The organism is Citrobacter sp. S-77 (assembly GCF_963864895.1).
Lineage (GTDB): Bacteria > Pseudomonadota > Gammaproteobacteria > Enterobacterales > Enterobacteriaceae > Citrobacter > Citrobacter murliniae.
In genome coordinates this window covers 2,105,207-2,129,236 of record NZ_CAWLWU010000002.1, presented here as the reverse complement: position 1 = coordinate 2,129,236, position 24,030 = coordinate 2,105,207, and the positions used below count along the sequence as shown (strand labels likewise).

Sequence of the window (24,030 nt, the reverse complement as noted above, 5' to 3'; positions counted from 1 at the left end):
TCAATAAACCCGTTGATTGCTCTGCAGACAAAAGCCTTTCTGTCCACAGAAAGGCTTTAATATTTCAACTGAACGTCAACCCATCGTATTTTTTCCAGCGATAATTCAATGCAGAGATAATCCAACAGGTAATAAATACGCCGATAATAACGAACCCAACATTCCCCATATGTTCACTCAGGCGGCCTACTGTGTCCCATAAACCGCCCTGCAGTGAAAATACCTCTGACAACAGACCCAGAGCTTCCAGCCCACCGATAAATACAGCAACAATTACTGATGTCCCGGTGATGGTCATATTGTAATAAAGTTTTCGTTGCGGCTTATTAAACGCCCAGCCATAGGCTTCGACCATCAACATACTGTCAAGGCAATCAATCAACGCCATTCCGCAGGTAAAGAGCGCAGGAAATATCAGGATTGACCAGATGGACATACCACTCGAAGCGCTTGAAGCAGAAATACCTAACAGCGAAATTTCCGTAGCAGTATCAAAACCCAGACCAAATAAAAAACCGACAAAGTACATATGCCAGTCTTTGCCCACCAGTCTGAATGCCGGGCGGAAGATCCAGCTCAGCGGACCAGCAACGGTGACATCTTCAGTGGAACCAGCATAGATACCCGTCTTTTTCAGGTGACGAAATGCCTTCCATACCTGACAAAAAATGATGAGATTGATGGTAGCCAGAATAAGCAAAAATGCGGCAGAAACTGCGGTCCCTATAACTCCCCCGACATTTTGCAACCATAGCATATGCTGTTTAAAGGCACTGGTAGTCAGGGCGATACCAATGCTGGCCAGCACCACAATGGTGGAATGCCCCAATGAAAACCAAGCCCCGGTGGTCAGCGCGCGTTTTTTCTGCTGAATAAGTTTTCGTGTCGCACTGTCGATGGCGGCAATGTGATCGGCGTCAACAGCGTGGCGCAGCCCATAACACCATGCGATAAGACATAGCGCCAGTAGTGAAGTGTTATTGCTAAACGCAGTGAGCGCCCAGAGCCAGGCCACAACATTTGCACCGACCAGAAGAGTCACCAGCAGAATAATGTGTGGGCGTTTTTTAAGTAAGGAAAACAACAAATTCACTATTTCCGCCAAATTAATTTTGTAGTCAAAGACACAACTGAACCGCTGTTCTCTGGTTGATTAATAAAACATTTACCAGCCTAATGATAACGTTTAAAAATTACCAACCAGTGCTGTAGATCAAAGTTGATGCTAGCTATGCTCAAGTTCAGCTATGGCTAACTCAGCCACCCGCAGGGTTATAGCCGCATTATCACCCTCTTCCAGAAACCATGCGGAAGACAGCCCGCACCATGCCGCTATCCACATCAGGAGTCGTTCACGTTCAAGTTCGGCAACCTCAGAGACAACGTCTACGCGTTGTACGAATGTTTCAGGTTCAATAGCAACTGACATTGTGGTATCCGCAAGATCGGGATTAGTGAAAATATTGGCATAATCAAACCCACGCTCACCGATTAATCCTTTGGGATCAATTGCCAGCCATCCTGAAACACCAAAATCAAGAACATTGTTGTGGTGCAAATCACCGTGAAGAACTACAACCTCGCGAGGACTGGAGAACAATGATTTTGCCAACTCTGCGCAACGCATCATGATACCGCCATGAATTTGTGCAGCAGGCGCAAGATCATGAAACCAGTGATGCAGTGGAATTAGCGTTGGCAAAGATGCATTTGGCGGTACATGGAGCTGCCTTGCCGTGTGGCAGATTATACGACATGCTTGCTCATCCTGTCCTGTGATCGACAGGGTAGATAAAGAGCCAGCCCCTGTCGCCCGCTCTAAGAGTATTGCCCCATCCTCATGAGCCAACACGTTCGCTGCTCCCCGCCCGTTCCACCAGGCCATTAGCTCGCAACCTCGACGCTCACTATCATCATTCGTGAGTTTTAGAATCGCTTTCTGGTGATCTTTACGCATCATTACCGGTAAAAGCTGCGACGTATGAGTTATGACAGGAACGCCATCAGGAATAAGTCCCCAGCGACTGAGATAGTTACTGAACATGTGTTATTTCCAACATTTTTGGTTGCCGGGTAAGAACGTTTAGCGAGTTTCTTTTGCAGCAGTATAACTGTACTCTGCCAGGATAAGTGCGCGTGATGGTAAACGGAGAGCAGTTCTGAACCGAAAAACGCCTCCATAGCTAAAACGCATCGCTACCATGTTAAGTATCCGGTGAATTTTTATGAAGAAGCTGTTTGTGCAGTTTTACCTCTTGCTGTTCGTCTGCTTTCTGGTCATGACCTTATTGGTCGGGCTGGTGTACAAATTTACCGCAGAGCGCGCTGGCAGACAGTCACTTGATGATTTGATGAAAAGCTCGTTGTATCTGATGCGCAGCGAATTACGTGAAATTCCCCCACGCGACTGGGGGAAAACGCTGAAGGAGATGGATTTGAACCTCTCGTTTGATCTCCGCGTTGAGCCACTGAATAAATACCATCTGGATGCTCCGACCATGCAGCGGCTGCGCGAAGGCGATATCGTTGCACTCGACGATCAGTACACGTTTATTCAGCGTATTCCCCGCAGCCATTACGTGCTGGCCGTAGGTCCGGTTCCCTATCTCTATTTTCTGCATCAAATGCGCTTGCTGGATGTCGCGCTAATGGCGTTTATTGCCATCTCCCTCGCCTTCCCGGTGCTAATCTGGATGCGCCCACACTGGCAGGAGATGCTTAGACTGGAAGCCGCCGCGCAGCGTTTTGGAGAAGGACATCTGAGTGAGCGACTGCACTTTGACAGCGGATCCAGTTTTGAACGGCTGGGCGTGGCGTTTAATCAGATGGCGGACAATATCAATGCGCTGATCGCCAGCAAAAAGCAGCTTATCGATGGTATTGCCCATGAACTTCGTACCCCCCTGGTGCGATTACGTTACCGACTGGAGATGAGTGATAACCTCACCGAGCAAGAGTCTCAGGCTCTGAACCGCGATATTGGCCAACTGGAAGCGCTAATTGAAGAATTACTCACTTACGCCAGACTGGATCGCCCGCAGAATGAGCTAAAGCTCAGTGTACCGGACCTGCCCGTTTGGCTGGTAACCCATCTGGAAGATGTACAAAGCGTCACCCCTGAGCGTTCGGTGCGTTTGCGTCATCTTATAACCGGTGATTACGGCGCACTGGATATGCGTCTGATGGAGCGCGTACTGGATAACTTGCTAAATAATGCCCTGCGCTATTGCCAGTCTACGGTACAAGCCAGCCTGCTGCTGCACGGAAATCAGGCAACACTGGTTGTCGAAGATGACGGTCCGGGTATCGAACCCAACGCCCGCGAGCAAATTTTTGAACCGTTTGTTCGCCTTGATCCCAGCCGCGACCGCGCCACCGGTGGCTGCGGGCTGGGTTTAGCTATCGTGCACTCCATCGCGCTGGCAATGGGCGGTACTGTAGTCTGTGACGAAAGCGAGTTGGGCGGAGCCAGATTCACTTTTAGCTGGCCCGTCTGGCATAACATTCCCGAATTTTCCGCTGCCTGACCTATACAGCTCGGTGGTCAGGTGCTAAACATTGTGCTATAAAAAAGTATGTTGTAACTAAAATGGTAACCCTATGACTCGTTACGATCTCGTCGAACGACTGAACGGCACCTTTCGCCAGATGGAACAGGAACTGGCGCAACTGACTCAAAATTTGCAGCAGCGAACGCTGCTGATTGCGCGCGTGTTTTCTCTGCCAGAAGTGGCAAAAGAGGCAGAACATGCCCCGCTGGAGAGCATTGATGTTAAGCAGCATTTAGGCAAAGAGGCTGAAATGCTGGCGCTACGCCACTTCCGCCACCTGTTTATTCAGCAGCAATCTGAGAACCGCAGCAGCAAAGCGGCCGTTCGCCTGCCTGGCGTGTTGTGCTACCAGGTCAATAACAGCGTACAGACCGCACTTGAAGAGCAAATACAACGCATTAACCAGTTGAAAACAACGTTTGAACGCATTGTGACAGTGGATTCCGGGCTGGCTCCGGCAGCACGTTTCGAATGGGTACATCGACACTTACCCGGCCTGATTACGCTAAACGCTTATCGCACGCTAACCGTTGTCAGGGAACCGGCTACCCTGCGATTTGGCTGGGCGAACAAACACATCATTAAAAACCTGAAACGTGATGAGGTGCTGGAACAACTGGAAAAGAGCCTAAACTCACCACGCAGCGTGCATCCCTGGACGCGTGAAGAGTGGCAGGCCAGACTGGAGCGTGAATATCAGGATATCGCTGCACTGCCACAGCAGGCCAAACTGAAGATCAAAAGACCGGTAAAAGTCCAGCCCATTGCCCGCGTTTGGTACAAAGGACAGCAAAAACAGGTGCAATATGCTTGCCCGACTCCGCTAATTGCACTGATTAATAGCGACAATGGTATGAGTGTGCCTGATATCGGTGAACTGCTGAATTACGATGCTGAAAACGTGCAGCACCGCTTTAAACCTCAGGCACAGCCGTTAAGACTCATTATCCCCCGGCTGCACCTGTATGTTGCGGATTAACGTCCTGGTCGCATGCTACCGACCATCAGTTCCGGACGTACCCAACTGTCAAACTCGGCTTCGGTAAGATACCCCAGCGCCAGGGCGGACGCTTTTAAGGTCAGTCCTTCTTTGTGGGCCTTCTTGGCAATCTCTGCGGCTTTATCGTAACCAATATGAGTATTGAGCGCGGTAACCAGCATGAGCGATTCATTGAGTAACTGATCAATTCGCTCGCGATTCGGTTCAATCCCGGTAGCACAGTGCTCGTTGAAACTTTCCATACCATCTGCCAGCAGGCGAACTGATTGCAGGAAGTTATGAATAACCATCGGACGATAGACATTCAGCTCAAAATTACCTGACGCCCCACCAATATTAACCGCGACATCATTACCCATTACCTGACAACACAGCATAGTCAGCGCTTCACACTGAGTCGGATTAACTTTACCCGGCATAATAGAACTACCCGGCTCATTTTCAGGAATTGATATCTCGCCAATACCACAGCGTGGGCCGGATGCCAGCCAGCGCACATCATTAGCGATTTTCATCAGCGACGCAGCCAGTCCTTTTAGCGCCCCATGAGCATGTACCAGCGCATCGTAAGTAGCTAACGCCTCGAATTTATTCGGCGCGGTAACAAACGGTGCGGAGGTTAGCGCCGCCAGTTCATCCGCGACACGCACGGCATATTCAGGATGGGTATTCAGCCCGGTGCCGACCGCAGTACCACCCAACGCCAGTTCAGCAACGTGCGGTAAGCTGTATTCGATATGCCTCAGGTTATGTTCTAACATCGCGACCCAGCCTGAGATCTCCTGGCCCAGCGTCAGCGGCGTGGCATCCTGCAGATGGGTTCGTCCGATTTTTACGATATCAGCAAAAGCATGCGATTTTTCTCGCAGCGTGGTGGTTAACACATTCAGTTGCGGGATAAGGTGCTCACGCAGAGCCAGCAGCGCGGCAACGTGCATCGCCGTGGGAAAGACGTCGTTAGAACTTTGGCTTTTATTCACGTCGTCATTTGGATGTATTTTACGCTCCATACCCCGTACGCCGCCCAGCAATTCACTGGCCCTATTTGCCAGCACTTCGTTCATGTTCATATTGCTTTGCGTACCGGAACCGGTCTGCCAGATAGCCAGCGGAAACTCATCACGATGCTTATCCGCTAACACCTCATCCGCCGCCTGCATGATGGCGTTCGCTTTGTCTGCCGCCAACAGTCCCAAATCCTGATTAACCTTCGCAGCGGCGCGTTTAGTCAGCGCCAGTGCATGGATCAGCGAGACCGGCATTTTCTCCGTTGAGATGCGAAAATGTTCCAGCGAACGTTGGGTTTGCGCCCCCCAGAGTTTATCAGCCGGAACATCTATCGCACCCATTGAATCATTTTCGCGGCGTACCGTTACCATTACCTGCTCCTTATATTATCTATTGATTAGGTTATGTTTCGACATTGCCCACTTGCCATTGGTCTTATGAGTATTAACGAGGATAAAGCTGTCGTTTAGTGGTTCGTGCGGTAAAAAAAACCGCCCCGAAGGGCGGCTGACGTTACTTAACGCAGCGTGCGCACTGCGACGTCTGAATCTGCTGGAAGAAATCATTACCTTTGTCATCCACAAGGATAAACGCCGGGAAATCCTCCACTTCAATTTTCCAGATGGCTTCCATCCCCAGTTCCGGATATTCCACACATTCCAGACTTTTGATACTGCCCTGTGCCAGCACCGCTGCGGGACCGCCAATACTGCCCAGGTAGAAGCCGCCATGTTTATGACAGGCATCTGTGACCTGCTGACTACGGTTTCCTTTTGCCAGCATTATCATACTCCCGCCTTCGGACTGAAGCTGGTCAACATATGAGTCCATACGACCAGCAGTGGTTGGACCCAGCGAGCCCGAAGCATAACCTTCCGGCGTTTTGGCCGGGCCAGCGTAATAAATAGGGTGATCTTTTACATACTGCGGCAAACTCTCGCCGTTATCCATACGTTCTTTCAGTTTTGCATGCGCAATATCACGCCCGACAATGATCGTACCATTGAGCGACAGACGGGTGGAAACAGGATACTGCGACAACTGGGCCAGGATCTCTTTCATCGGGCGGTTAAGGTCCACACGTACGGCTTCGCCCTCGCCTGCCTGACGCAGATCTTCCGGGATGTATTTGCCTGGGTTGTTTTCCAGCTTCTCGATCCAGATACCTTCACGGTTGATCTTGGCTTTAATATTACGATCGGCCGAACAGGAGACGCCCATTCCAACCGGGCACGATGCACCGTGACGCGGCAGACGGATCACGCGGATATCATGGGCGAAGTATTTCCCGCCAAACTGCGCGCCTAACCCCAGATTCTGCGCCTCAATCAGCAACTCTTTTTCCAGTTCAACGTCGCGGAAGGCCTGTCCATGCTCGTTACCTTCAGTAGGCAACTCGTCATAATATTTCGCAGAAGCCAGCTTGACGGTTTTCAAAGTGGCTTCTGCGGAAGTTCCGCCAATCACAAACGCAATGTGGTACGGTGGACATGCTGCGGTTCCCAGCGTGCGCATCTTGTCCACCAGGTAATTTTTCAATTTCCCCGGCGTTAAAAGCGCTTTGGTTTCCTGATACAGATAGGTCTTGTTCGCCGAGCCACCGCCTTTGGCAATGCACAGGAATTTATACTCATCACCATCCACACTATACAGATCGATTTGCGCAGGAAGGTTAGTCCCGGTATTCACCTCGTTGTACATATCCAGCGCAGCATTTTGTGAATAGCGCAGGTTGTCTTCGATATAGGTGTTATAGACACCTCGCGCCAGCGCAGCCTCATCGCCACCTCCGGTCCAGACACGCTGACCTTTTTTACCAACGATAATGGCCGTCCCGGTGTCCTGACAGGTCGGCAAAACACCTTTTGCCGCAATATCTGAGTTGCGCAGGAATTGCAGGGCAACATATTTGTCGTTTTCGCTGGCATCCGGGTCGCGCAGAATATCAGCGACTTGCTGCTGATGCGCAGGCCGCAGCATAAACGACGCATCATGAAATGCCTGACGCGCGAGGAGAGTTAACGCTTCAGGCGCAACTTTTACGATTTCCTGCCCTTCAAATTCGGCAACGGAAACATGGTCGCTGGTCAGCAGATAGTATTCGGTATCATCCTTGTTGAGGGGAAAAGGATGTTGATAATGAAAGGGTTTGTTTGACATTGTGCTCTCACTTACAGCTCGGTCTGGTTATTCTCTGGGCAGATGTTCCGTTGCCCTGCTTCCCTGTCGCAGCTCGGGTTGTAGAAGGCGTGGCTTTTCTGCAACCGGAATTGCTCAGGGTATTAAAAGCGAGTCACCATATCCTACACAATTTTTTAACAAAAACTGAGACAAAGACGACTTTTTACATGTGCAGGTTACTTCCCCCCGGTTTTCTTGGTTTAATGGACAGAGAAATTTCAACATTGAAACAGGGCATTGATAATGCAAAAACTCATCAACTCAGTGCAGAACTACGCCTGGGGAAGTAAAACGGCGTTAACCGAACTTTATGGCATTGCCAATCCGTCAAACCAGCCGATGGCTGAACTGTGGATGGGCGCCCATCCGAAAAGCAGCTCTCAGGTTCAGAGCGCTGAGGGTCAGTTAATTTCTCTGCGTGATGCTATCGAACACGATAAATCTGCTGTGTTAGGTGATGCCGTGGCAAAGCGATTTGGTGAATTGCCCTTCCTGTTTAAAGTGCTCTGTGCCGCACAACCTCTTTCTATTCAGGTACACCCTAACAAACGCAACTCTGAAATTGGATTTGCTAAAGAAAACGCCGCAGGGATCCCGATGGACGCCGCGGAGCGTAATTACAAAGATCCTAACCACAAGCCTGAGCTGGTTTTTGCCCTGACGCCCTTCCTGGCCATGAATGCGTTCCGCGAGTTCTCTGACATTGTGGCATTGTTACAACCTGTCGCTGGTGCGCATCCTGCCATTGCACATTTCCTGCAGGAACCAGGTGCAGAGCGTCTGAGCCATCTTTTCGCCAGCTTGCTGAATATGCAGGGCGAAGAGAAATCCCGCGCACTGGCAGTCCTGAAATCTGCGCTTAACAGCCAACAGGGTGAACCATGGCAAACTATTCGCCTAATCGCTGACTTCTACCCTGACGATAGCGGTCTCTTCTCTCCTCTTTTGCTCAACGTGGTTAAGCTGAATCCTGGCGAAGCTATGTTTCTGTTTGCTGAAACGCCCCATGCCTACCTGCAGGGTGTTGCGCTCGAGGTGATGGCTAACTCCGATAACGTTCTGCGCGCCGGACTCACGCCAAAATATATTGATATTCCTGAACTGGTCGCCAACGTTAAATTTGAAGCTAAACCGGCAAACCAACTGCTAACGACCCCAAATAAAACAGGTGGAGAGCTGGACTTCCCGATCCCGGTTGATGACTTCGCTTTCTCCCTGCATGAACTGTCAGCCGGAGAAGCGGCAATTAGCCAACAAAGCGCCGCCATCCTGTTCTGTATCGAGGGAGAGGCCGTGCTACATAAAGGCGAGCAGCGACTGGTACTGAAACCGGGTGAATCGGCATTTATTAGTGCAAACGAATCACCGATTAATGTCAGCGGCGTCGGCCGTTTAGCTCGGGTTTACAACAAGCTCTAGCAAGATACTGATATTTTTAGCAACTCTTGCTAAGCTAATAGTGAGTCAAAGACATGTCACTCCTCCAGGCGCTTTCAAACGCCTGGATTTATTTTATGGATATCGAAATGAAAAAATCGCTGGTAGCTGCGGGTGTGGTAGTTGCGTTGGGTATCGTCTGGACAGGCGGCGCCTGGTACACCGGAAAGAAACTTGAAACGCATCTCGCCGAGATGGTGACGCAGGCAAATGATCAGATCAAACGCTACTCACCTGAGTCCGGTATTGAACTGAGTTATCAGAACTACCAGCGCGGCGTGTTTAACAGCCAGTTGCAACTGGTGGTGAAACCTATTGCCGGTCAGGAAAATGCCTGGCTGAAACCTGGGCAAACTATCGTTCTGAATGAATCTGTTGATCACGGCCCCTTCCCGCTGGCGCAGCTTAAATCATTGAATCTTATGCCAGCCATGGCGGCAGTGAAAACAACGCTGGTGAATAACGACGTTACAAAACCGCTATTTGACATCGCTAAAGGGGAATCTCCTTTCACCATTAATTCCCGTATTGGCTATAGCGGCGACACCCGTTCCGATCTTTCTCTCAAACCACTGAACTACGAAAAAGGCGGCGAAAAAGTGGCCTTTAGCGGCGGAGAATTCCAGTTCACGGCAGACAAAGACGGGAACGCAGTCTCTGTGACAGGAGAAGCGCAGAGCGGTGTGGTGAATGCAGTCAATGAGTACAACCAGAAAGTACAAGTTACCTTTAATAACCTGACAACCGAAGGCTCCAGCAGCGTAGCCAGTTTTGGCGAACGCATTGGCGATCAAAAATTGTCTCTCGATAAGCTGTCGATTTCGGTTGAAGGTAAAGAGCTGGCCGTCCTTGAAGGCATGGGCATCGATGGTAAATCCGATCTGGTTAACGATGGTAAAACTGTCAACAGCCAGCTGGATTACGCACTGAACAGCCTTAAATTGCAGGGTCAGGATTTAGGTAGCGGCAAGCTGACGCTGAAAGTGGCCCAGATTGATGGTGAGGCGTTACATCAGTTCAGTCAGCAGTATACCGCGCAAACCAAGGCGCTGATGGCGCAGATCGATGTGGTACAGAATCCTGAACTTTATCAACAAAAAGTGACAGAAGCGTTCTTTAGCGCCCTGCCAGTGCTGATGAAAGGCGAACCGGTTATCACCATTGCCCCACTAAGCTGGAAGAATGCCAAAGGTGAGACGGCCTTTAATCTGTCACTGTTCCTGAAAGATCCATCGACAAATCAGGACGAGCCGCAAACGCTGGCGCAGGAAGTTGATCGTTCAGTCAAATCACTGGACGCTAAGCTTGCTATCCCCGTAGATATGGCAACTGAGTTCATGACACAGATTGCCAAACTGGAAGGATACCAGCAGGAAGAAGCGGCAGGGCTTGCCAGGCAGCAAGTCAATGGTCTGGCGGCAATGGGTCAAATGTTCCGTGTAACTACGATGCAGGACAACACCATCGGCTCCAGTCTGCAGTATGCAAATGGTCAGGTAACTCTCAACGGCCAAAAAATGTCGCTGGATGAATTTGTTGGCATGTTTGGTATGCCGACGCTTTCAGAGCCGGATGCACCGGCGACCCCACAGCAGTAATCCTTATCTGCTATCAGCGTATGCCCGGTAACTTTGTTGATCGGGCTTTTTTATGCTTAGCACGTTACCAGTCGGGCGGAAAGCGTCATATTGCGCGAGTGACTTTCATCATGTCCAATTCGTTGCAGCACGCGTTCAGCAAGGGTATAACCCATCTCACGCGCGGGCGTGCAGGCCCAGGTAATAGGGAGATCGTCCAGCGCGTTTTCCGCCACATCGGCAAAAGCGGCCAGTGAGACCTGTTGCTCAAAGTAACGATCGACACCGATTTCGCCGCTCTGACGCCCTGCTTTCATCAGGCCAAACCATGCACCAGCCGCAATGGTTTCGTTGTAACAAACCACCGCGCTGATGGTCGGATTATGGCGTAAAAGCGCCGTAACGGTCTCAGCGGCCTGCTTCTGACTGGAAGAACACTCCAGAACCCAATCGCTGTGAAATGGCAGACCAAATTTTAGCAGCGTTGCACAATACCCTCCCACGCGTTCAGCTCGGGTCAACGATGAGCTTTGTCCCCCCAACCAGGCTATCCGTTGATGCCCATGATGGATGAGATGTTCAACCAGCAGTTGTGCTGCCTGCATATTGTCAGGTCTGACGGTGTCTGCATCATCCAGGTAGCTGGCGCGGGAAGCAAATACAACGGGGATCCCTTTATCATTGGCCAGGTATCGAAGCGCATCGCTACTGCCTGCAGCACCGGCGATCACCACACCATCAACGCCTTGATTAAGTAACATTGCAAAGCGCTGCGCCAGTTGCTCACCATCCTTACCGCCATGCAATAAAAACACCATACGTCCCTGAGCTTCTAACGCTTCGGTCAACCCTGCGGTAAGTTCAGCATAAAAAGGGGTGGAGAGATCGCGAACAATCAAACCAATAACACCGCTCTGCCCACCGCGAAGTGCTGATGCTTGCCGGTTGCGTACAAAACCCAGTTGCTCTATGGCCGCATTTACCCGTTCGCCGGTTGCTGATGAGATACGCCCCTTTCCACTGAGTACCAATGAGACTGTACTGACCGAAACCCCCGCAGCCAGTGCAACATCATGGATGGTGATTTTTTTGGCTATAGCCATAAAAACGGAAAACCCCCTGATAACGTGACAGATAAAACGTTTTATCAATCGGTTATATTTATACGCCCTATTATCATTCGATAATGTGATTTATACCGCACTAAAATTAGGTAAAACGTTTTATCTTCTCGCCATCATTAGTCACCGAGCTTTACATGAGGAGTCGTTAGATGACGACGAGAACCACACCAAAAATAACGTTATGGGAATTTTTCCAACAGTTGGGCAAAACCTTTATGCTGCCCGTAGCTCTGCTCTCCTTTTGCGGGATCATGTTGGGGATCGGCAGCTCGTTAAGCAGTCATGATGTCTTAACGTTGATCCCGGCATTGGGTAATCCAGTACTACAGGCTATTTTTACCTGGATGAGTAAAGTCGGCTCTTTCGCTTTTAGCTTCCTGCCCGTGATGTTTTGTATCGCCATCCCCCTCGGTCTGGCACGTGAAAATAAAGGCGTGGCCGCATTTGCGGGATTTGTCGGCTATGCGGTAATGAATCTCGCCGTCAACTTTTGGTTAACGGCCAAAGGGATTTTACCCACGACTGATGCGGCGATCCTGAAAGCCAACAACGTACAAAATATTCTTGGGATCCAGTCGATCGATACCGGGATTCTGGGGGCGGTAATTGCCGGGATCATCGTGTGGATGCTGCATGAACGCTTCCACAATATCCGTCTTCCTGATGCGCTGGCATTCTTTGGTGGCACCCGTTTTGTTCCTATCATCTCCTCGGTCGTGATGGGACTGGTTGGGTTGGTAATTCCACTGATATGGCCTGTTTTTGCCATGGGTATTACCGGGCTAGGCCACATCATCAATAGCGCGGGTGAATTTGGTCCGATGCTGTTTGGTACCGGTGAACGTCTGCTGTTGCCTTTTGGTCTGCATCATATTCTGGTGGCACTCATTCGTTTCACCGAAGCAGGTGGTACACAGGAAGTGTGTGGTCATAGCGTAAGTGGCGCGCTGACGATTTTCCAGGCGCAGCTGAGCTGCCCGACAACGCAGGGCTTCTCTGAAAGCGCAACTCGCTTCCTGTCGCAGGGTAAAATGCCGGCGTTCCTTGGTGGATTACCAGGAGCTGCATTAGCGATGTACCATTGCGCACGACCTGAAAATCGTCATAAAATTAAAGGGTTATTAATTTCCGGCCTCATCGCCTGCGTCATCGGTGGTACCACCGAACCTCTGGAGTTCCTGTTCCTGTTCGTAGCGCCAGTCCTGTATGTTATTCACGCTCTGTTGACCGGCCTTGGCTTCACCGTAATGGCAATTCTCGGCGTAACCATCGGCAATACTGACGGCAACCTGATTGACTTTGTGGTGTTCGGTATCCTGCACGGGCTGTCCACCAAATGGTATCTGGTCCCTGTTGTGGCGGCCATCTGGTTCGCGGTGTACTACATTATCTTCCGCTTTGCGATCACGCGATTTAATCTGAAAACACCGGGTCGTGACGTTGAAATTGCCAGCAATATCGAAAAAGTCATGGCGGGAACACCGGGTAAATCTGGCTACAACGTACCAGCTATTCTGGCAGCGCTGGGCGGTGCGGAAAATATCGTCAGTCTGGATAACTGTATTACGCGTTTGCGTTTATCAGTAAAAGATATGTCGCTTGTTAACGTCCAGGCACTGAAGGACAATCGTGCGATTGGCGTAGTACAACTTAATCAGCATAACCTTCAGGTCGTTATTGGTCCGCAGGTCCAGTCAGTCAAAGACGAAATCGCGGTTCTGATGAATACCGTACAGGCTTAAGGACAACGAAATGTTTGATTTTTCAAAGGTTGTGGACAGGCATGGCACATGGTGTACCCAGTGGGATTACGTCGCCGATCGTTTTGGCTCTGCGGATCTGCTGCCATTCACAATCTCTGACATGGATTTTACCACCGCCCCCTGCATCCTGGAGGCGCTGACAAAGCGCCTTTCACACGGAGTGCTGGGCTACAGTCGCTGGAAAAATGATGAGTTTTTAGCGGCGATCAGCCACTGGTTTCTTACCCGCCACGATACCAGGATTGACCCTCAGTCTTTGGTTTACGGCCCCTCCGTCATCTATATGGTGTCAGAGCTGATCCGCCAGTGGTCGTGTGCCGGTGATGCCGTGGTTATTCATACTCCGGCTTACGATGCGTTTTATAAGGCGATTGAAGGAAACCAGCGTGCGGTACTTCCTGTTGCGCTGGAGAAACGCGCAAATGGTTGGTATTGCGACATGGCAAAACTGGAGGCCGTCCTCGCGCGGGCTGAGAGCAAAATTCTTCTGCTCTGTAGTCCACAAAACCCAACGGGAAAAGTCTGGACCCGCGATGAACTGGAAACCATGGCAGAACTGTGCCAGCGCCACGATGTAAAAGTTATTTCCGACGAGATTCATATGGATATGGTATGGGGAGAACAACCGCACATTCCATGGAGTAACGTGGCGCGAGGAAACTGGGCACTGCTCACCTCCGGCTCGAAGAGTTTTAATATTCCGGCATTAACCGGCGCTTATGGACTTATCGAGGACGCCCAAAGTCGCAATGAGTACCTCAGTGCACTGAAAGGCCGTGACGGACTTTCTTCACCTGCAGTACTGGCGCTTACTGCACATATTGCCGCCTATCAGGACGGTGCAAGCTGGCTCGACGCACTGCGGGATTATCTTGCCTGTAACCTGCGCTACATCGCCCGGGAACTCAATGCCGCCTTCCCTGAACTGAACTGGCAGATACCACAATCCACGTATCTGGCCTGGATTGACCTGCGCCCACTCAACATTGATGACCAGGCGTTGCAGAATGCACTTATCCAGCAGGAAAAAGTGGCGATCATGCCGGGATATACCTACGGAGAAGAAGGCCGCGGTTTTGTTCGCCTGAATGCCGGATGTCCACGTTCAAAACTTGAAAAAGGCGTTAAGGGGTTGATTAACGCAATCCGTTCAGTACGTTGATATGTTTGCGCAATGAGCCATTCATTGCGCAAACTCTTAATTTGGGCGCCGGTTTCCCGCTTTCAATTACTGTCTAATTTTTATCTATAGGGTTCTGTGAGTAAAAAGGGCTATTTATCATCTGATCGTGTATAGTGGCCCTCCACTCAAATCAGGAAGAGCCTATGTCAGATCGTAAAAATAATAAATCCCGCCGTAATTTTCTTGTCAAATGTCTTTGTCCAAACTGCACCGCACAATCAGAACACAGTCACTCTCGGGTACAAAAAGGTGCAATGTTAATTTGCCCCCATTGCAATAAATTATTCCAGTCCGACGCTAAACTCGTCGCGTAATTTGCTATTAAGATAACTGCTGCTCAAAATTATAATGATGAAAAGCGGTTATCCATTCTATCTGCAATCCAAATAGCAAAAAACCCGCTATCAGCGGGTTTATAATTAAGTATGTATAATTCCAGTGCTTCTGCCAGTTTGTCTACTCAGGACAAAGCCGTCTTCGTTGTCGCAAAAGGCATAAGCAGGAATTATTACTCTGCCACTACGACATTAGCAGCAGCCGGGCCTTTAGCGCCATTCTCAACAGAGAACTCGACCTTCTGCCCTTCAAGCAAGGTACGGAAGTTATTCGACTGAATAGCAGAAAAATGTACGAAAACATCTTTAGAGCCATCAGCCGGAGAGATAAAACCGAAACCTTTATCAGCGTTAAACCATTTTACTAAACCAGTCATTTTATTAGACATATTAAATATTCCTTAACTTGAGCCTTTCGGCGAACAGGGGCTTTATTACAGAAACTACGTAGTGCTTAGTAGGGAGACTCAAGAAAGGGATTACTGAAAATACCTGGTGATGAGAACTGCTTTAGTAAACTACTTTGTATGCTGTCTGTCATTCAAACCGACGACGCTATTAACTCATGATGCTCTGGATTACGCAACTTTTATTTTAGCCGTCCAGATATCCTTAGTGCTAAAAAATAGTTCTGGCTTTATTTCTCCTGATACGTATAGTGCACCCCGTTATATCTATTAAGGAATTTATTTGTCTCGTAAAATGACAGGAATTGTCAAAACCTTTGACTGCAAGAGTGGCAAAGGACTCATCATCCCTTCAGATGGTCGTAAAGATGTTCAGGTTCACATTTCAGCGTTAAGCCCCCACGAATCAGAAGTACTCACTCCAGGCATACGTGTAGAGTTTTGCCGGATCAATGGTCTGAGAGGACCAACTGCCGCCAATGTCTATCTTTCATAGCACAGTATCTGATGCATGCCCCTGTTCGACACATCTTTAAACGACGGATGAAGCCATATTGCTGAGACGCTCAGAAATGGCTGAGTACTGAGGGTCTCTGGGTTCCAGACTAATTTCGAATGGTAATTGCCTCGAAACTAAGGCTTCCTTGCAAGGTAAATAGCGGTAACAAAATTACGCTTCACCTTTCCTCCAAAATCCTTTTTCACTACCCTCTCTATCTCATTGAGGAATTGCGTGCGCTCCATTTCACTCAGTCGAGCAACCGGTGAAAATGTTGAAATCAATTGTCTGGTCTGTCGGGCATCCATTTCTGATGCCCATCTGAACTCATCACTAATAATCTCGGTAAACCCGGCGTTTGCCAGATCATCGAGCCTTTCTCTTTTTTGTAGTGGGTAAGGATGGCGGTGACCCGCCTTATGTGAAGGGCTGGCGCTAAGGGGGGCAAACAAGCGATCTGTTCTTTGCATGAATGCATCCTCGTTATGCGGGTCGCCAAAAACAGTCCACCACATAGCAAACCATCCTCCGGGACGCAGAAGCTGGAATATCCTTTCGAGTCCGCTCACGGGTTCGATCCAGTGAAAAGAGGTGGCTGCAATCCCCAGGTCAAAGCAGCCGGGCTGTAGTAGTACGTCCTCAAAAGTGGAATTTATAATCGAGAATGAGTCCTGCGAATACCGACCCAGTCTTTCCTTTAACTTTATAGCCAGATTGTGGTCAGGTTCGATTGCTCTTACCTGATATCCCATATCAAGCAGATGTTCCGTTGCTTGCCCGGTCCCAGGCCCAATCTCGAAGGCCCTCCGGCAGATTTCTGGTCCGCAATGCTCTTTAAGTAATGCAAATATATGTAACGGGTAATCAGGCCTGCCCTGCTGATATGCATTCGTATCTCTGCCAAATAAAGCCCGCCCTTCGTTAAGCGGAATGTGCTCTTGCATCATCTTTCTATCCTTCAAATTGTCTAACAATTTCGAGTGTCAGACACTCAGTCAGCAACGTTGTGCCGGATATTTTAACTCGTCGCATGTCCTTACCCAGCGCAGGGATAACCCTACCCCCAACATGAGTAAATAACTTCAACGAATAGAAAGGAATTATGAGTTTTCCACACAAAACTGACTCTGCGTTATTCGAAACGGTGATAAAACAAGCGGGTGACTACCGGAGCTGAGCAACTGTCTGCCAGTGTAACTCCAGCATTCTCATATTCAGCCTGATGGATCTTCCCTATGGCAACATGCTTTACGGTGTTTCCTTGAGTCGGATGGCCAATAAGGATTGTGTGCAGATAGCCCTGCTCAACGAAAAACTGAAATGAATACCCAAATATGCTCCAATTACAAAGTGATAGTGCCATTTTTTCAAAGTTATTAGAGGATTATTATTCTGTTGTATAATACTGCGCACTTTAACTAAATGACGTGAGTGCGACCATGATTGATACTTCCCTACCCTTGACCGATGTCCATCGCCACCTTGATGGTAATATCCGCGCGCAGACAATTCTCGATCTTGGCCGTCAGTTTAATTTGACACTCCCGGCTCAGACGCTTGAAACACTGATTCCTCACGTACAGGTCACATCGACAGAACCGGACCTGGTCAGCTTTTTGTCGAAGCTTGACTGGGGTGTGAAAGTCCTGGCATCTCTGGATGCTTGTCGCCGCGTGGCATTTGAGAATATTGAAGACGCCGCGCGTAACGGTCTGCACTATGTTGAGTTGCGCTTTTCTCCGGGCTACATGGCAATGGCGCATCAACTTCCGGTAGCGGGTGTGGTTGAAGCGGTCATCGAAGGTGTACGCGAAGGCTGTAAGACTTTCGGCGTTGAAGCACGCTTAATTGGTATTATGAGTCGTACCTTCGGCGAGACTGCTTGCCTGCAGGAGCTGGAGGCATTACTGGCACATCGCGACCACATTACCGCACTGGATCTTGCCGGTGACGAACTCGGTTTTCCGGGTAGTTTATTCCTGTCACACTTCAACCGTGCGCGCGACGCGGGTTGGCACATTACCGTTCATGCAGGTGAAGCCGCTGGCCCGGAAAGCATTTGGCAAGCCATCAGAGAACTGGGTGCAGAGCGTATTGGTCACGGGGTCAAAGCGGTAGAAGATCGTGCATTAATGGATTTTCTCGCCGAGCAACGAATCGGTATTGAATCCTGCCTGACATCTAACATCCAGACCAGTACGGTCGCTTCACTGGCAGTACATCCGCTGAAAACGTTCCTTGAGCATGGTGTTCTGGCCAGTCTGAATACTGACGATCCGGCGGTTCAGGGCGTAGATATTATTCACGAATACACCATTGCGGCCCCGGCTGCTGGATTGACGCGCGAGCAAATCCGCCAGGCGCAAATCAATGGCCTGGAAATGGCATTCCTGAGTGATGAAGAAAAGCGGGCTCTGCGCCAGAAAGTGGCAACAGCGTAACCGTGTGATGCGTTAATGCATGATGGCATTAACGCATCAACCGCCTGCAATTAGATAATTGCAGGCGGTTGATAAACTCGATCAGGCAAGGCACAGCGTGGAGCGGTGTTTAGCCGACTCAATACCAAGCTCAATCAATTCCATAATTTGAATTGCCTGTCTGGCCGGAACCGGATTCTCACCGTTTCCATTTAGCGCATCTCGGATGCCCGCATAGTAAGCGGGATAATTACCCGGTATGGTAAGCAGGGTTTCTTCAACGCGTTCTTCGCCTTCAACCCGCGTCAGTACGCCATCTCGCATGTCGTAGCCCCAGTCTTCCTGCGGCAAACGTTCGCCATTTTTCAGACGTTCTTCCTGAGGATCAAGACCATACTTTACATAGCTCCCGCGCGATCCGTGAACGATGTAGCGTGCAGATTCAGCAGCAGCCAGCATTGTGCCGTGCAAAATCACCCGACGCTGCGGATAAGTCAAAATAGCATGGAAATAATCTGTCGATTGCGCGCCGGGACGAAGCTGAGCCAGATCAACCGTCAGACTGACAGGCAAGCCGAACAGGTTGATCGCCTGATCCAGAAGATGAGGTGCCAGATCGTACCAGATACCACTTCCAGGCCCCCCCTGTTCGCGCCAGCGGTCTCGGACCTGGGGACGGAAACGATCGAAGTGGGATTCAAAATAAGCCACTTCGCCCAAAACACCATCTGCCAGCAGAGCTTTCAGCGTCAGAAAATCACTGTCCCAACGACGATTATGGAACACAGAAAGACATGAGTGACAACATCCGCGTTGGGCTAATCGGCTACGGTTATGCCAGTAAAACCTTCCATGCCCCCCTGATAGTCGGTACACCGGGTCTTGAACTGGCGGCGGTGTCCAGTAGTGACGAAACAAAAGTTAAAGCGGATTGGCCTTCGGTGGCGGTTGTGTCTGAGCCACGGCATTTGTTTGATGATCCCAGCATTGACTTAATTGTTATCCCCACGCCGAATGACACCCATTTCCCGTTAGCAAAAGCCGCGCTGGAAGCCGGGAAACATGTGGTTGTTGATAAACCTTTTACCGTGACACTGTCACAAGCTCGTGAGCTGGATATGCTGGCGCGCAGTCTGGGACGAGTGCTTTGCCTCTCATTTCAGGTCCGATCTATTTCACACCATACATAGCAACGTCACAACCGTTTAATAACCTCTACACGATAATGGTTGTTACTTAACTTAAGTCAAACATATGTCACTTAGAGTAAATTTGCTGCGAAAAAGTCAGAGAAATCGTTCCCAATGCTCTTGCCGTATTATTTATTGATTAGTAACATTTGTGCCTTGTGTTTAAGGATAAATCAAAGCAAATGTCGTCAGTAATGAATCGTCTTATTGAATTAACTGGTTGGATTGTTCTCGCGGTCTCTGTCATCCTGCTGGGTGTTGCCAATCATATTGATAACTATCAGCCGCCGGAACCAACAGCAACCTCAGTGCAGAAAAAATAAGCCTCACCAATTCTTTATAGCCCAGCACTGTCCGCAGTGACTGCTGGGTTTAGCTGCAAAAGATGAAATTTTGTCAGAAAAAGCGAATTATGGCGCTTCCGCCCCTGGGCATATTGCCTGCGATTGCGAAGCGCGTTACCCTTTCCCCTGGTGCAGACAGCATCTGCTTTTCTACCGATATGAATAATCTTATTTTTGTATTTGCACACTGGTTCGCTTTTATCTGTGCAACATTGTTTATTTCTTAATATTCACTACTCCGTTGGTATTATTTTATTAATATGGATCTCCGTTTATGACTGTTCAGGACTACTTATTAAAATTCCGCAAAATCAGTTCACTCGAAAGTCTGGAAAAACTGTTCGATCATCTTAACTACACGCTGACCGACGATCGGGACATTATCAATATGTATCGTGCTGCGGACCACCGCCGCGCGGAGCTTATCTCCGGTGGACGCCTGTTTGATGTAGGCCAGGTGCCAAAGTCAGTCTGGCATTACGTGCAATAAACAAGAAGTAGCGCTCAACGTTAAAAGCTTTATAATAATTGCCCCAAAATGAACGGCACGTCTGTTCATATGCGTAAACCTGGAGAAGAGATGACTACGACACCGGCACAACGTATCGGAGGCTGGCTACTTGGGCCACTGGCCTGGCTGTTAGTTGCGTTGTTGAGCGCTTCGCTGGCGTTATTGCTTTATCTCACTGCGCTGGCAACGCCGCACACATTTAAAATGCTCGGTGAACAAAGCCCGATGAATCTGTTCTTGTGGGGTATTTCCTTTATTACAGCTATCGCCATGTGGTACTACACGCTGTGGCTGACCATCGCGTTTTTCAAACGCAGACAGTGCGTCCCTAAGCATTACATTATATGGCTGCTAATTTCCGTGTTGCTGGCGATTAAAGCGTTTGCGTTTTCACCAGTCCCGGACGCTTTTGCCGTACGCCAGCTATTGTTCCCTTTGTTAGCTGCTGCACTGCTGGTGCCCTATTTCAAACGCTCGCAACGCGTTAAGACAACGTTTGTGAACCCGTAATAACCTTACAGTTAACCTGTTGTCGCCTGTTGTAGATTGACAGATAATAGGCGGCTTTTTTATTTCAGGCCGAAAAATGACTGATTACCTGCTGCTGTTTGTCGGAACTGTACTGGTCAATAACTTTGTACTGGTCAAGTTTCTGGGGCTTTGCCCCTTTATGGGTGTTTCCAAAAAACTGGAAACCGCAATGGGTATGGGCCTCGCCACGACTTTTGTCATGACGCTGGCATCTATTTGCGCATGGTTGATTGACACCTGGATCCTCATCCCGCTCGATCTCATTTATTTGCGCACGCTGGCCTTTATCCTGGTCATCGCTGTGGTCGTGCAATTTACCGAAATGGTGGTGCGCAAAACCAGCCCTGCGCTGTACCGTCTGCTGGGGATCTTCTTACCGCTGATCACCACAAACTGTGCGGTACTGGGCGTCGCATTGCTGAACATCAATCTTGGTCATAATTTTTTACAGTCGGCGCTGTACGGATTTTCCGCTGCTGTCGGCTTCTCACTGGTGATGGTACTGTTTGCTGCGATTCGCGAACGCCTCGCCGTGGCAGACGTCCCTGCCCCTTTTCGCGGTAATGCGATTGCGCTAATTACCGCCGGTTTAATGTCATTGGCCTTTATGGGCTTTAGTGGTTTGGTGAAGTTGTAATGAATGCTATCTGGATTGCCGTTGCCGCAGTGAGTCTGCTGGGTCTGGCGTTCGGCGCTATTTTGGGTTACGCCTCTCGTCGTTTTGCCGTAGAGGACGATCCAGTCGTGGAGAAAATCGATGAAATTCTCCCGCAAAGCCAGTGTGGACAGTGCGGTTATCCGGGCTGCCGCCCTTATGCTGAAGCCATAGGCTGCCAGGGTGAAAAAATTAACCGCTGCGCGCCTGGCGGTGAAGCGGTGATGTTGAAAATTGCTACTCTGCTTAACGTCGATCCGCAACCTATTGATGGCGAAGAGCAGGACCTTACGCCCGTGCGCATGCTGGCAGTCATTGATGAAAATAATTGTATTGGCTGCACAAAGTGTATTCAGGCCTGTCCGGTCGATGCCATCGTGGGCGCGACGCGCGCCATGCACACGGTGATGAGCGATCTCTGCACGGGGTGTAATCTGTGTGTTGATCCGTGTCCGACCCAATGTATCGAATTACGTCCAGTCGCCGAAACACCTGATAGCTGGAAGTGGGATTTGAACACTATCCCCGTGCGCATCATTCCCGTGGAACAACATGTTTAATCTATTCTCTGCATTCAGAAAAAACAAAATTTGGGACTTCGATGGCGGCATACATCCACCGGAGATGAAAACCCAGTCAAATGGTACTCCGCTGCGACAGGTTCCGCTGGCGCCGCGTTTTATCATTCCGCTGAAGCAGCATATTGGTGCTGAAGGTGAGCTGTGCGTAAACGTGGGTGATCACGTTCTGCGCGGCCAGGCGCTGACCCGCGGGCGTGGCAGAATGCTGCCGGTTCATGCTCCGACCTCGGGCACGATTACCGCCATCTCCCCTCACTCCACTGCGCATCCTTCGGCATTAGCCGAGCTGAGTGTCATCATTGATGCGGATGGAGAAGATCGCTGGATTGAACGCGATTGTTGGGCAGATTATCGCTCCCACAGCCGGGAAGAGTTAATTGCACGTATTCACCAATACGGTGTAGCCGGATTAGGTGGTGCAGGTTTTCCAACCGGCGTCAAACTGCAGGGCGGCGGTGATAAAATTGAAACGCTAATCATCAATGCCGCTGAATGTGAACCTTACATTACGGCTGATGACCGTTTAATGCAGGATTGTGCGGCCCAGGTCGTCGAAGGCATCCGTATACTCGCGCATATTTTGCAGCCACGCGAAATATTACTCGGGATTGAGGATAACAAACCGCAGGCAATTTCAATGCTGCGTGCGGTGCTGGCAGACTCGCACGATATAAGCTTACGCGTCATTCCCACTAAATACCCTTCCGGCGGGGCCAAGCAATTGACCCAAATACTGACCGGGAAACAAGTTCCGCACGGTGGACGCTCCTCGGATATCGGTGTACTGATGCAAAACGTCGGTACTGCCTATGCGATTAAACGCGCCGTGATAGACGGAGAACCAATCACCGAGCGTGTTGTTACGTTGACAGGTGAAGCCGTCAGCCGTCCGGGTAACGTCTGGGCACGGTTAGGCACCCCTGTTCGTCATCTGCTGAATGACGCCGGTTTTTGCCCTTCTGCTGAACAGATGGTGATTATGGGTGGCCCACTGATGGGCTTCACCCTTCCCTGGCTTGATGTTCCCATCGTTAAGATCACTAACTGTCTTCTCGCGCCATCTGTCAGTGAAATGGGTGAACCGCAGGAAGAGAAAGGCTGCATTCGTTGTAGCGCCTGTGCCGATGCCTGCCCGGCGGATCTTCTGCCTCAGCAACTTTACTGGTTCAGTAAAGGACAACAGCACGATAAGGCAACCAGTCACAATATCGCTGACTGCATTGAATGCGGAGCCTGTGCCTGGGTTTGTCCAAGCAATATTCCGCTGGTGCAATATTTCCGCCAGGAAAAAGCTGAGCTTTATGCCATTAGTCAGGAAGAAAAACGCGCCGCTGAAGCAAAAGCACGCTTTGAAGCCAGACAAGCGCGACTGGAACGTGAAAAAGCGGCTCGACTTGAACGCCACAAAAGCGCGGCGGTACAACCTGCCGCAAAAGATCATGATGCCATTGCCGCCGCACTTGCCCGCGTAAAAGAAAAGCAGGCGCAGGCAATGCAGCCGGTGGTGATCAAGGCTGGCGAAAAACCCGACAACAGCGCCGCCATTGCCGCCCGTGAGGCGCGCAAAGCACAGGCACGAGCTAAACAGGCGGAAAACTCACTGTCTGAAGAGAGCGTTACGGCGACTGATCCGCGCAAAGCTGCCGTCGAAGCCGCGATTGCCCGGGCTAAAGCGCGCAAACTTGAGCAGCAGACAGACGCTGAAACGGCCGAGCCAGTAGACCCGCGCAAAG

22 protein-coding genes and 2 pseudogenes are annotated in these 24,030 nt (G+C 50.0%); 16 read left to right on the top strand and 8 right to left on the bottom strand.

Annotation, left to right across the window (positions count from 1 at the left end; translation table 11 throughout):
* Positions 1–64: 64 nt before the first annotated feature.
* Positions 65–1,093: a HoxN/HupN/NixA family nickel/cobalt transporter gene (locus AACS05_RS10805; RefSeq protein ID WP_045442615.1), complete on the bottom strand. Its 1,029-nt coding sequence runs from the start codon at positions 1,091–1,093 to the stop codon at positions 65–67.
* 132 nt (positions 1,094–1,225) lie between these two features.
* Positions 1,226–2,044: an aminoglycoside phosphotransferase family protein gene (locus AACS05_RS10800; RefSeq protein ID WP_045442613.1), complete on the bottom strand. Its 819-nt coding sequence runs from the start codon at positions 2,042–2,044 to the stop codon at positions 1,226–1,228.
* Positions 2,045–2,225: 181 nt separating this feature from the next.
* Here AACS05_RS10800 and rstB point away from each other — a divergent pair, with 181 nt between their 5' ends.
* Together rstB and tus are read left to right on the top strand one after the other, a co-directional pair.
* On the top strand, positions 2,226–3,527 hold the full coding sequence (gene rstB, locus AACS05_RS10795) for a two-component system sensor histidine kinase RstB (RefSeq protein WP_045442610.1): 1,302 nt from the start codon (positions 2,226–2,228) through the stop codon (positions 3,525–3,527).
* Positions 3,528–3,600: 73 nt separating this feature from the next.
* Positions 3,601–4,530 carry a DNA replication terminus site-binding protein gene (gene tus, locus AACS05_RS10790; RefSeq protein WP_045442608.1) on the top strand — a complete coding sequence of 310 codons (930 nt, stop codon included), beginning with the start codon at positions 3,601–3,603 and terminating at the stop codon, positions 4,528–4,530.
* Here tus and fumC read toward each other — a convergent pair.
* Entirely contained in the window at positions 4,527–5,930 is a 1,404-nt protein-coding gene (gene fumC, locus AACS05_RS10785) for a class II fumarate hydratase (protein WP_045442606.1), read from the bottom strand. The two genes, tus and fumC, sit on opposite strands and share 4 nt — an antisense overlap.
* A gap of 142 nt (positions 5,931–6,072) precedes the next feature.
* Positions 6,073–7,719, bottom strand: coding sequence for a class I fumarate hydratase (fumB, locus tag AACS05_RS10780; RefSeq protein ID WP_045442604.1), 1,647 nt, complete (start codon positions 7,717–7,719; stop codon positions 6,073–6,075).
* Positions 7,720–7,983: 264 nt separating this feature from the next.
* Here fumB and manA point away from each other — a divergent pair, with 264 nt between their 5' ends.
* Positions 7,984–9,159, top strand: a complete 1,176-nt coding sequence (gene manA / locus AACS05_RS10775; protein ID WP_045442602.1) for a mannose-6-phosphate isomerase — start codon at positions 7,984–7,986, stop codon at positions 9,157–9,159.
* Positions 9,160–9,266: 107 nt separating this feature from the next.
* Positions 9,267–10,775, top strand: coding sequence for a YdgA family protein (locus tag AACS05_RS10770; protein ID WP_045449598.1), 1,509 nt, complete (start codon positions 9,267–9,269; stop codon positions 10,773–10,775).
* 56 nt (positions 10,776–10,831) lie between these two features.
* On the opposite strand, the gene AACS05_RS10765 is transcribed toward AACS05_RS10770, so the two are convergent.
* Complete coding sequence (locus AACS05_RS10765; protein ID WP_045442599.1) at positions 10,832–11,857, bottom strand: Mal regulon transcriptional regulator MalI; 1,026 nt, start codon at positions 11,855–11,857, stop codon at positions 10,832–10,834.
* Positions 11,858–12,027: 170 nt separating this feature from the next.
* On the opposite strand from AACS05_RS10765, the gene malX reads away from it, so the two are divergent.
* From malX to AACS05_RS10750, 3 genes are all read left to right on the top strand, one after another.
* Positions 12,028–13,620, top strand: a complete 1,593-nt coding sequence (malX, locus tag AACS05_RS10760) for a maltose/glucose-specific PTS transporter subunit IIBC (protein ID WP_045442589.1) — start codon at positions 12,028–12,030, stop codon at positions 13,618–13,620.
* A 10-nt stretch (positions 13,621–13,630) separates the two neighbouring features.
* Entirely contained in the window at positions 13,631–14,803 is a 1,173-nt protein-coding gene (locus AACS05_RS10755) for a MalY/PatB family protein (RefSeq protein ID WP_045442586.1), read from the top strand.
* Between the two features lie 164 nt (positions 14,804–14,967).
* The gene (locus AACS05_RS10750; protein WP_223306988.1) at positions 14,968–15,138 is read left to right on the top strand and encodes a YnfU family zinc-binding protein; all 171 of its coding nucleotides are present in this window, start codon (positions 14,968–14,970) and stop codon (positions 15,136–15,138) included.
* 194 nt (positions 15,139–15,332) lie between these two features.
* Here AACS05_RS10750 and cspG read toward each other — a convergent pair whose 3' ends face one another.
* Positions 15,333–15,548, bottom strand: a complete 216-nt coding sequence (gene cspG, locus AACS05_RS10745; RefSeq protein ID WP_045442583.1) for a cold shock protein CspG — start codon at positions 15,546–15,548, stop codon at positions 15,333–15,335.
* Between the two features lie 301 nt (positions 15,549–15,849).
* Here cspG and cspH point away from each other — a divergent pair, with 301 nt between their 5' ends.
* The gene (cspH, locus tag AACS05_RS10740) at positions 15,850–16,062 is read left to right on the top strand and encodes a cold shock-like protein CspH (protein WP_071828923.1); all 213 of its coding nucleotides are present in this window, start codon (positions 15,850–15,852) and stop codon (positions 16,060–16,062) included.
* A 137-nt stretch (positions 16,063–16,199) separates the two neighbouring features.
* On the opposite strand, the gene AACS05_RS10735 is transcribed toward cspH, so the two are convergent.
* Positions 16,200–17,012: a class I SAM-dependent methyltransferase gene (locus AACS05_RS10735; RefSeq protein WP_052369277.1), complete on the bottom strand. Its 813-nt coding sequence runs from the start codon at positions 17,010–17,012 to the stop codon at positions 16,200–16,202.
* 492 nt (positions 17,013–17,504) lie between these two features.
* Here AACS05_RS10735 and add point away from each other — a divergent pair, with 492 nt between their 5' ends.
* The gene (gene add / locus AACS05_RS10730; protein WP_045442580.1) at positions 17,505–18,506 is read left to right on the top strand and encodes an adenosine deaminase; all 1,002 of its coding nucleotides are present in this window, start codon (positions 17,505–17,507) and stop codon (positions 18,504–18,506) included.
* Between the two features lie 81 nt (positions 18,507–18,587).
* On the opposite strand, the pseudogene AACS05_RS10725 reads toward add, so the two are convergent.
* Positions 18,588–19,277 (bottom strand): annotated as a pseudogene (locus tag AACS05_RS10725) (oxidoreductase); the annotation flags it as partial.
* 2 nt (positions 19,278–19,279) lie between these two features.
* On the opposite strand from AACS05_RS10725, the pseudogene AACS05_RS10720 reads away from it, so the two are divergent.
* From AACS05_RS10720 to rsxC, 7 genes and pseudogenes are all read left to right on the top strand, one after another.
* A pseudogene (locus AACS05_RS10720) lies at positions 19,280–19,633 on the top strand (Gfo/Idh/MocA family oxidoreductase); the annotation flags it as partial.
* Between the two features lie 236 nt (positions 19,634–19,869).
* A complete protein-coding gene (gene blr, locus AACS05_RS10715) occupies positions 19,870–19,998 on the top strand; it encodes a division septum protein Blr (RefSeq protein ID WP_045442577.1) in 129 nt (42 codons plus the stop codon).
* A 295-nt stretch (positions 19,999–20,293) separates the two neighbouring features.
* Positions 20,294–20,509: a transcription modulator YdgT gene (gene ydgT / locus AACS05_RS10710; RefSeq protein ID WP_045442575.1), complete on the top strand. Its 216-nt coding sequence runs from the start codon at positions 20,294–20,296 to the stop codon at positions 20,507–20,509.
* A gap of 90 nt (positions 20,510–20,599) precedes the next feature.
* Entirely contained in the window at positions 20,600–21,040 is a 441-nt protein-coding gene (locus tag AACS05_RS10705; protein ID WP_045442573.1) for a DUF2569 domain-containing protein, read from the top strand.
* Between the two features lie 76 nt (positions 21,041–21,116).
* Entirely contained in the window at positions 21,117–21,698 is a 582-nt protein-coding gene (rsxA, locus tag AACS05_RS10700) for an electron transport complex subunit RsxA (protein WP_005121199.1), read from the top strand.
* Positions 21,698–22,276: an electron transport complex subunit RsxB gene (gene rsxB, locus AACS05_RS10695; RefSeq protein ID WP_045442568.1), complete on the top strand. Its 579-nt coding sequence runs from the start codon at positions 21,698–21,700 to the stop codon at positions 22,274–22,276. The genes rsxA and rsxB overlap by 1 nt, the downstream gene beginning before the upstream one ends.
* Positions 22,269–24,030: electron transport complex subunit RsxC (rsxC, locus tag AACS05_RS10690; RefSeq protein WP_045442565.1), on the top strand; the 1,762-nt coding region annotated here is incomplete at its 3' end. The genes rsxB and rsxC, both read left to right, overlap by 8 nt.

What these genes read in the sequence shown, in the direction of transcription:
- AACS05_RS10800 (WP_045442613.1), bottom strand. Translation starts at nt 2,044, where the DNA reads ATGTTCAGTAACTATCTCAGTCGCTGGGGACTTATTCCTGATGGCGTT.
- rstB (WP_045442610.1), top strand. Translation starts at nt 2,226, where the DNA reads ATGAAGAAGCTGTTTGTGCAGTTTTACCTCTTGCTGTTCGTCTGCTTT.
- tus (WP_045442608.1), top strand. Translation starts at nt 3,601, where the DNA reads ATGACTCGTTACGATCTCGTCGAACGACTGAACGGCACCTTTCGCCAG.
- fumC (WP_045442606.1), bottom strand. Translation starts at nt 5,930, where the DNA reads ATGGTAACGGTACGCCGCGAAAATGATTCAATGGGTGCGATAGATGTT.
- fumB (WP_045442604.1), bottom strand. Translation starts at nt 7,719, where the DNA reads ATGTCAAACAAACCCTTTCATTATCAACATCCTTTTCCCCTCAACAAG.
- manA (WP_045442602.1), top strand. Translation starts at nt 7,984, where the DNA reads ATGCAAAAACTCATCAACTCAGTGCAGAACTACGCCTGGGGAAGTAAA.
- AACS05_RS10770 (WP_045449598.1), top strand. Translation starts at nt 9,267, where the DNA reads ATGAAAAAATCGCTGGTAGCTGCGGGTGTGGTAGTTGCGTTGGGTATC.
- AACS05_RS10765 (WP_045442599.1), bottom strand. Translation starts at nt 11,857, where the DNA reads ATGGCTATAGCCAAAAAAATCACCATCCATGATGTTGCACTGGCTGCG.
- malX (WP_045442589.1), top strand. Translation starts at nt 12,028, where the DNA reads ATGACGACGAGAACCACACCAAAAATAACGTTATGGGAATTTTTCCAA.
- AACS05_RS10755 (WP_045442586.1), top strand. Translation starts at nt 13,631, where the DNA reads ATGTTTGATTTTTCAAAGGTTGTGGACAGGCATGGCACATGGTGTACC.
- AACS05_RS10750 (WP_223306988.1), top strand. Translation starts at nt 14,968, where the DNA reads ATGTCAGATCGTAAAAATAATAAATCCCGCCGTAATTTTCTTGTCAAA.
- cspG (WP_045442583.1), bottom strand. Translation starts at nt 15,548, where the DNA reads ATGTCTAATAAAATGACTGGTTTAGTAAAATGGTTTAACGCTGATAAA.
- AACS05_RS10735 (WP_052369277.1), bottom strand. Translation starts at nt 17,012, where the DNA reads ATGATGCAAGAGCACATTCCGCTTAACGAAGGGCGGGCTTTATTTGGC.
- add (WP_045442580.1), top strand. Translation starts at nt 17,505, where the DNA reads ATGATTGATACTTCCCTACCCTTGACCGATGTCCATCGCCACCTTGAT.
- blr (WP_045442577.1), top strand. Translation starts at nt 19,870, where the DNA reads ATGAATCGTCTTATTGAATTAACTGGTTGGATTGTTCTCGCGGTCTCT.
- ydgT (WP_045442575.1), top strand. Translation starts at nt 20,294, where the DNA reads ATGACTGTTCAGGACTACTTATTAAAATTCCGCAAAATCAGTTCACTC.
- AACS05_RS10705 (WP_045442573.1), top strand. Translation starts at nt 20,600, where the DNA reads ATGACTACGACACCGGCACAACGTATCGGAGGCTGGCTACTTGGGCCA.
- rsxA (WP_005121199.1), top strand. Translation starts at nt 21,117, where the DNA reads ATGACTGATTACCTGCTGCTGTTTGTCGGAACTGTACTGGTCAATAAC.
- rsxB (WP_045442568.1), top strand. Translation starts at nt 21,698, where the DNA reads ATGAATGCTATCTGGATTGCCGTTGCCGCAGTGAGTCTGCTGGGTCTG.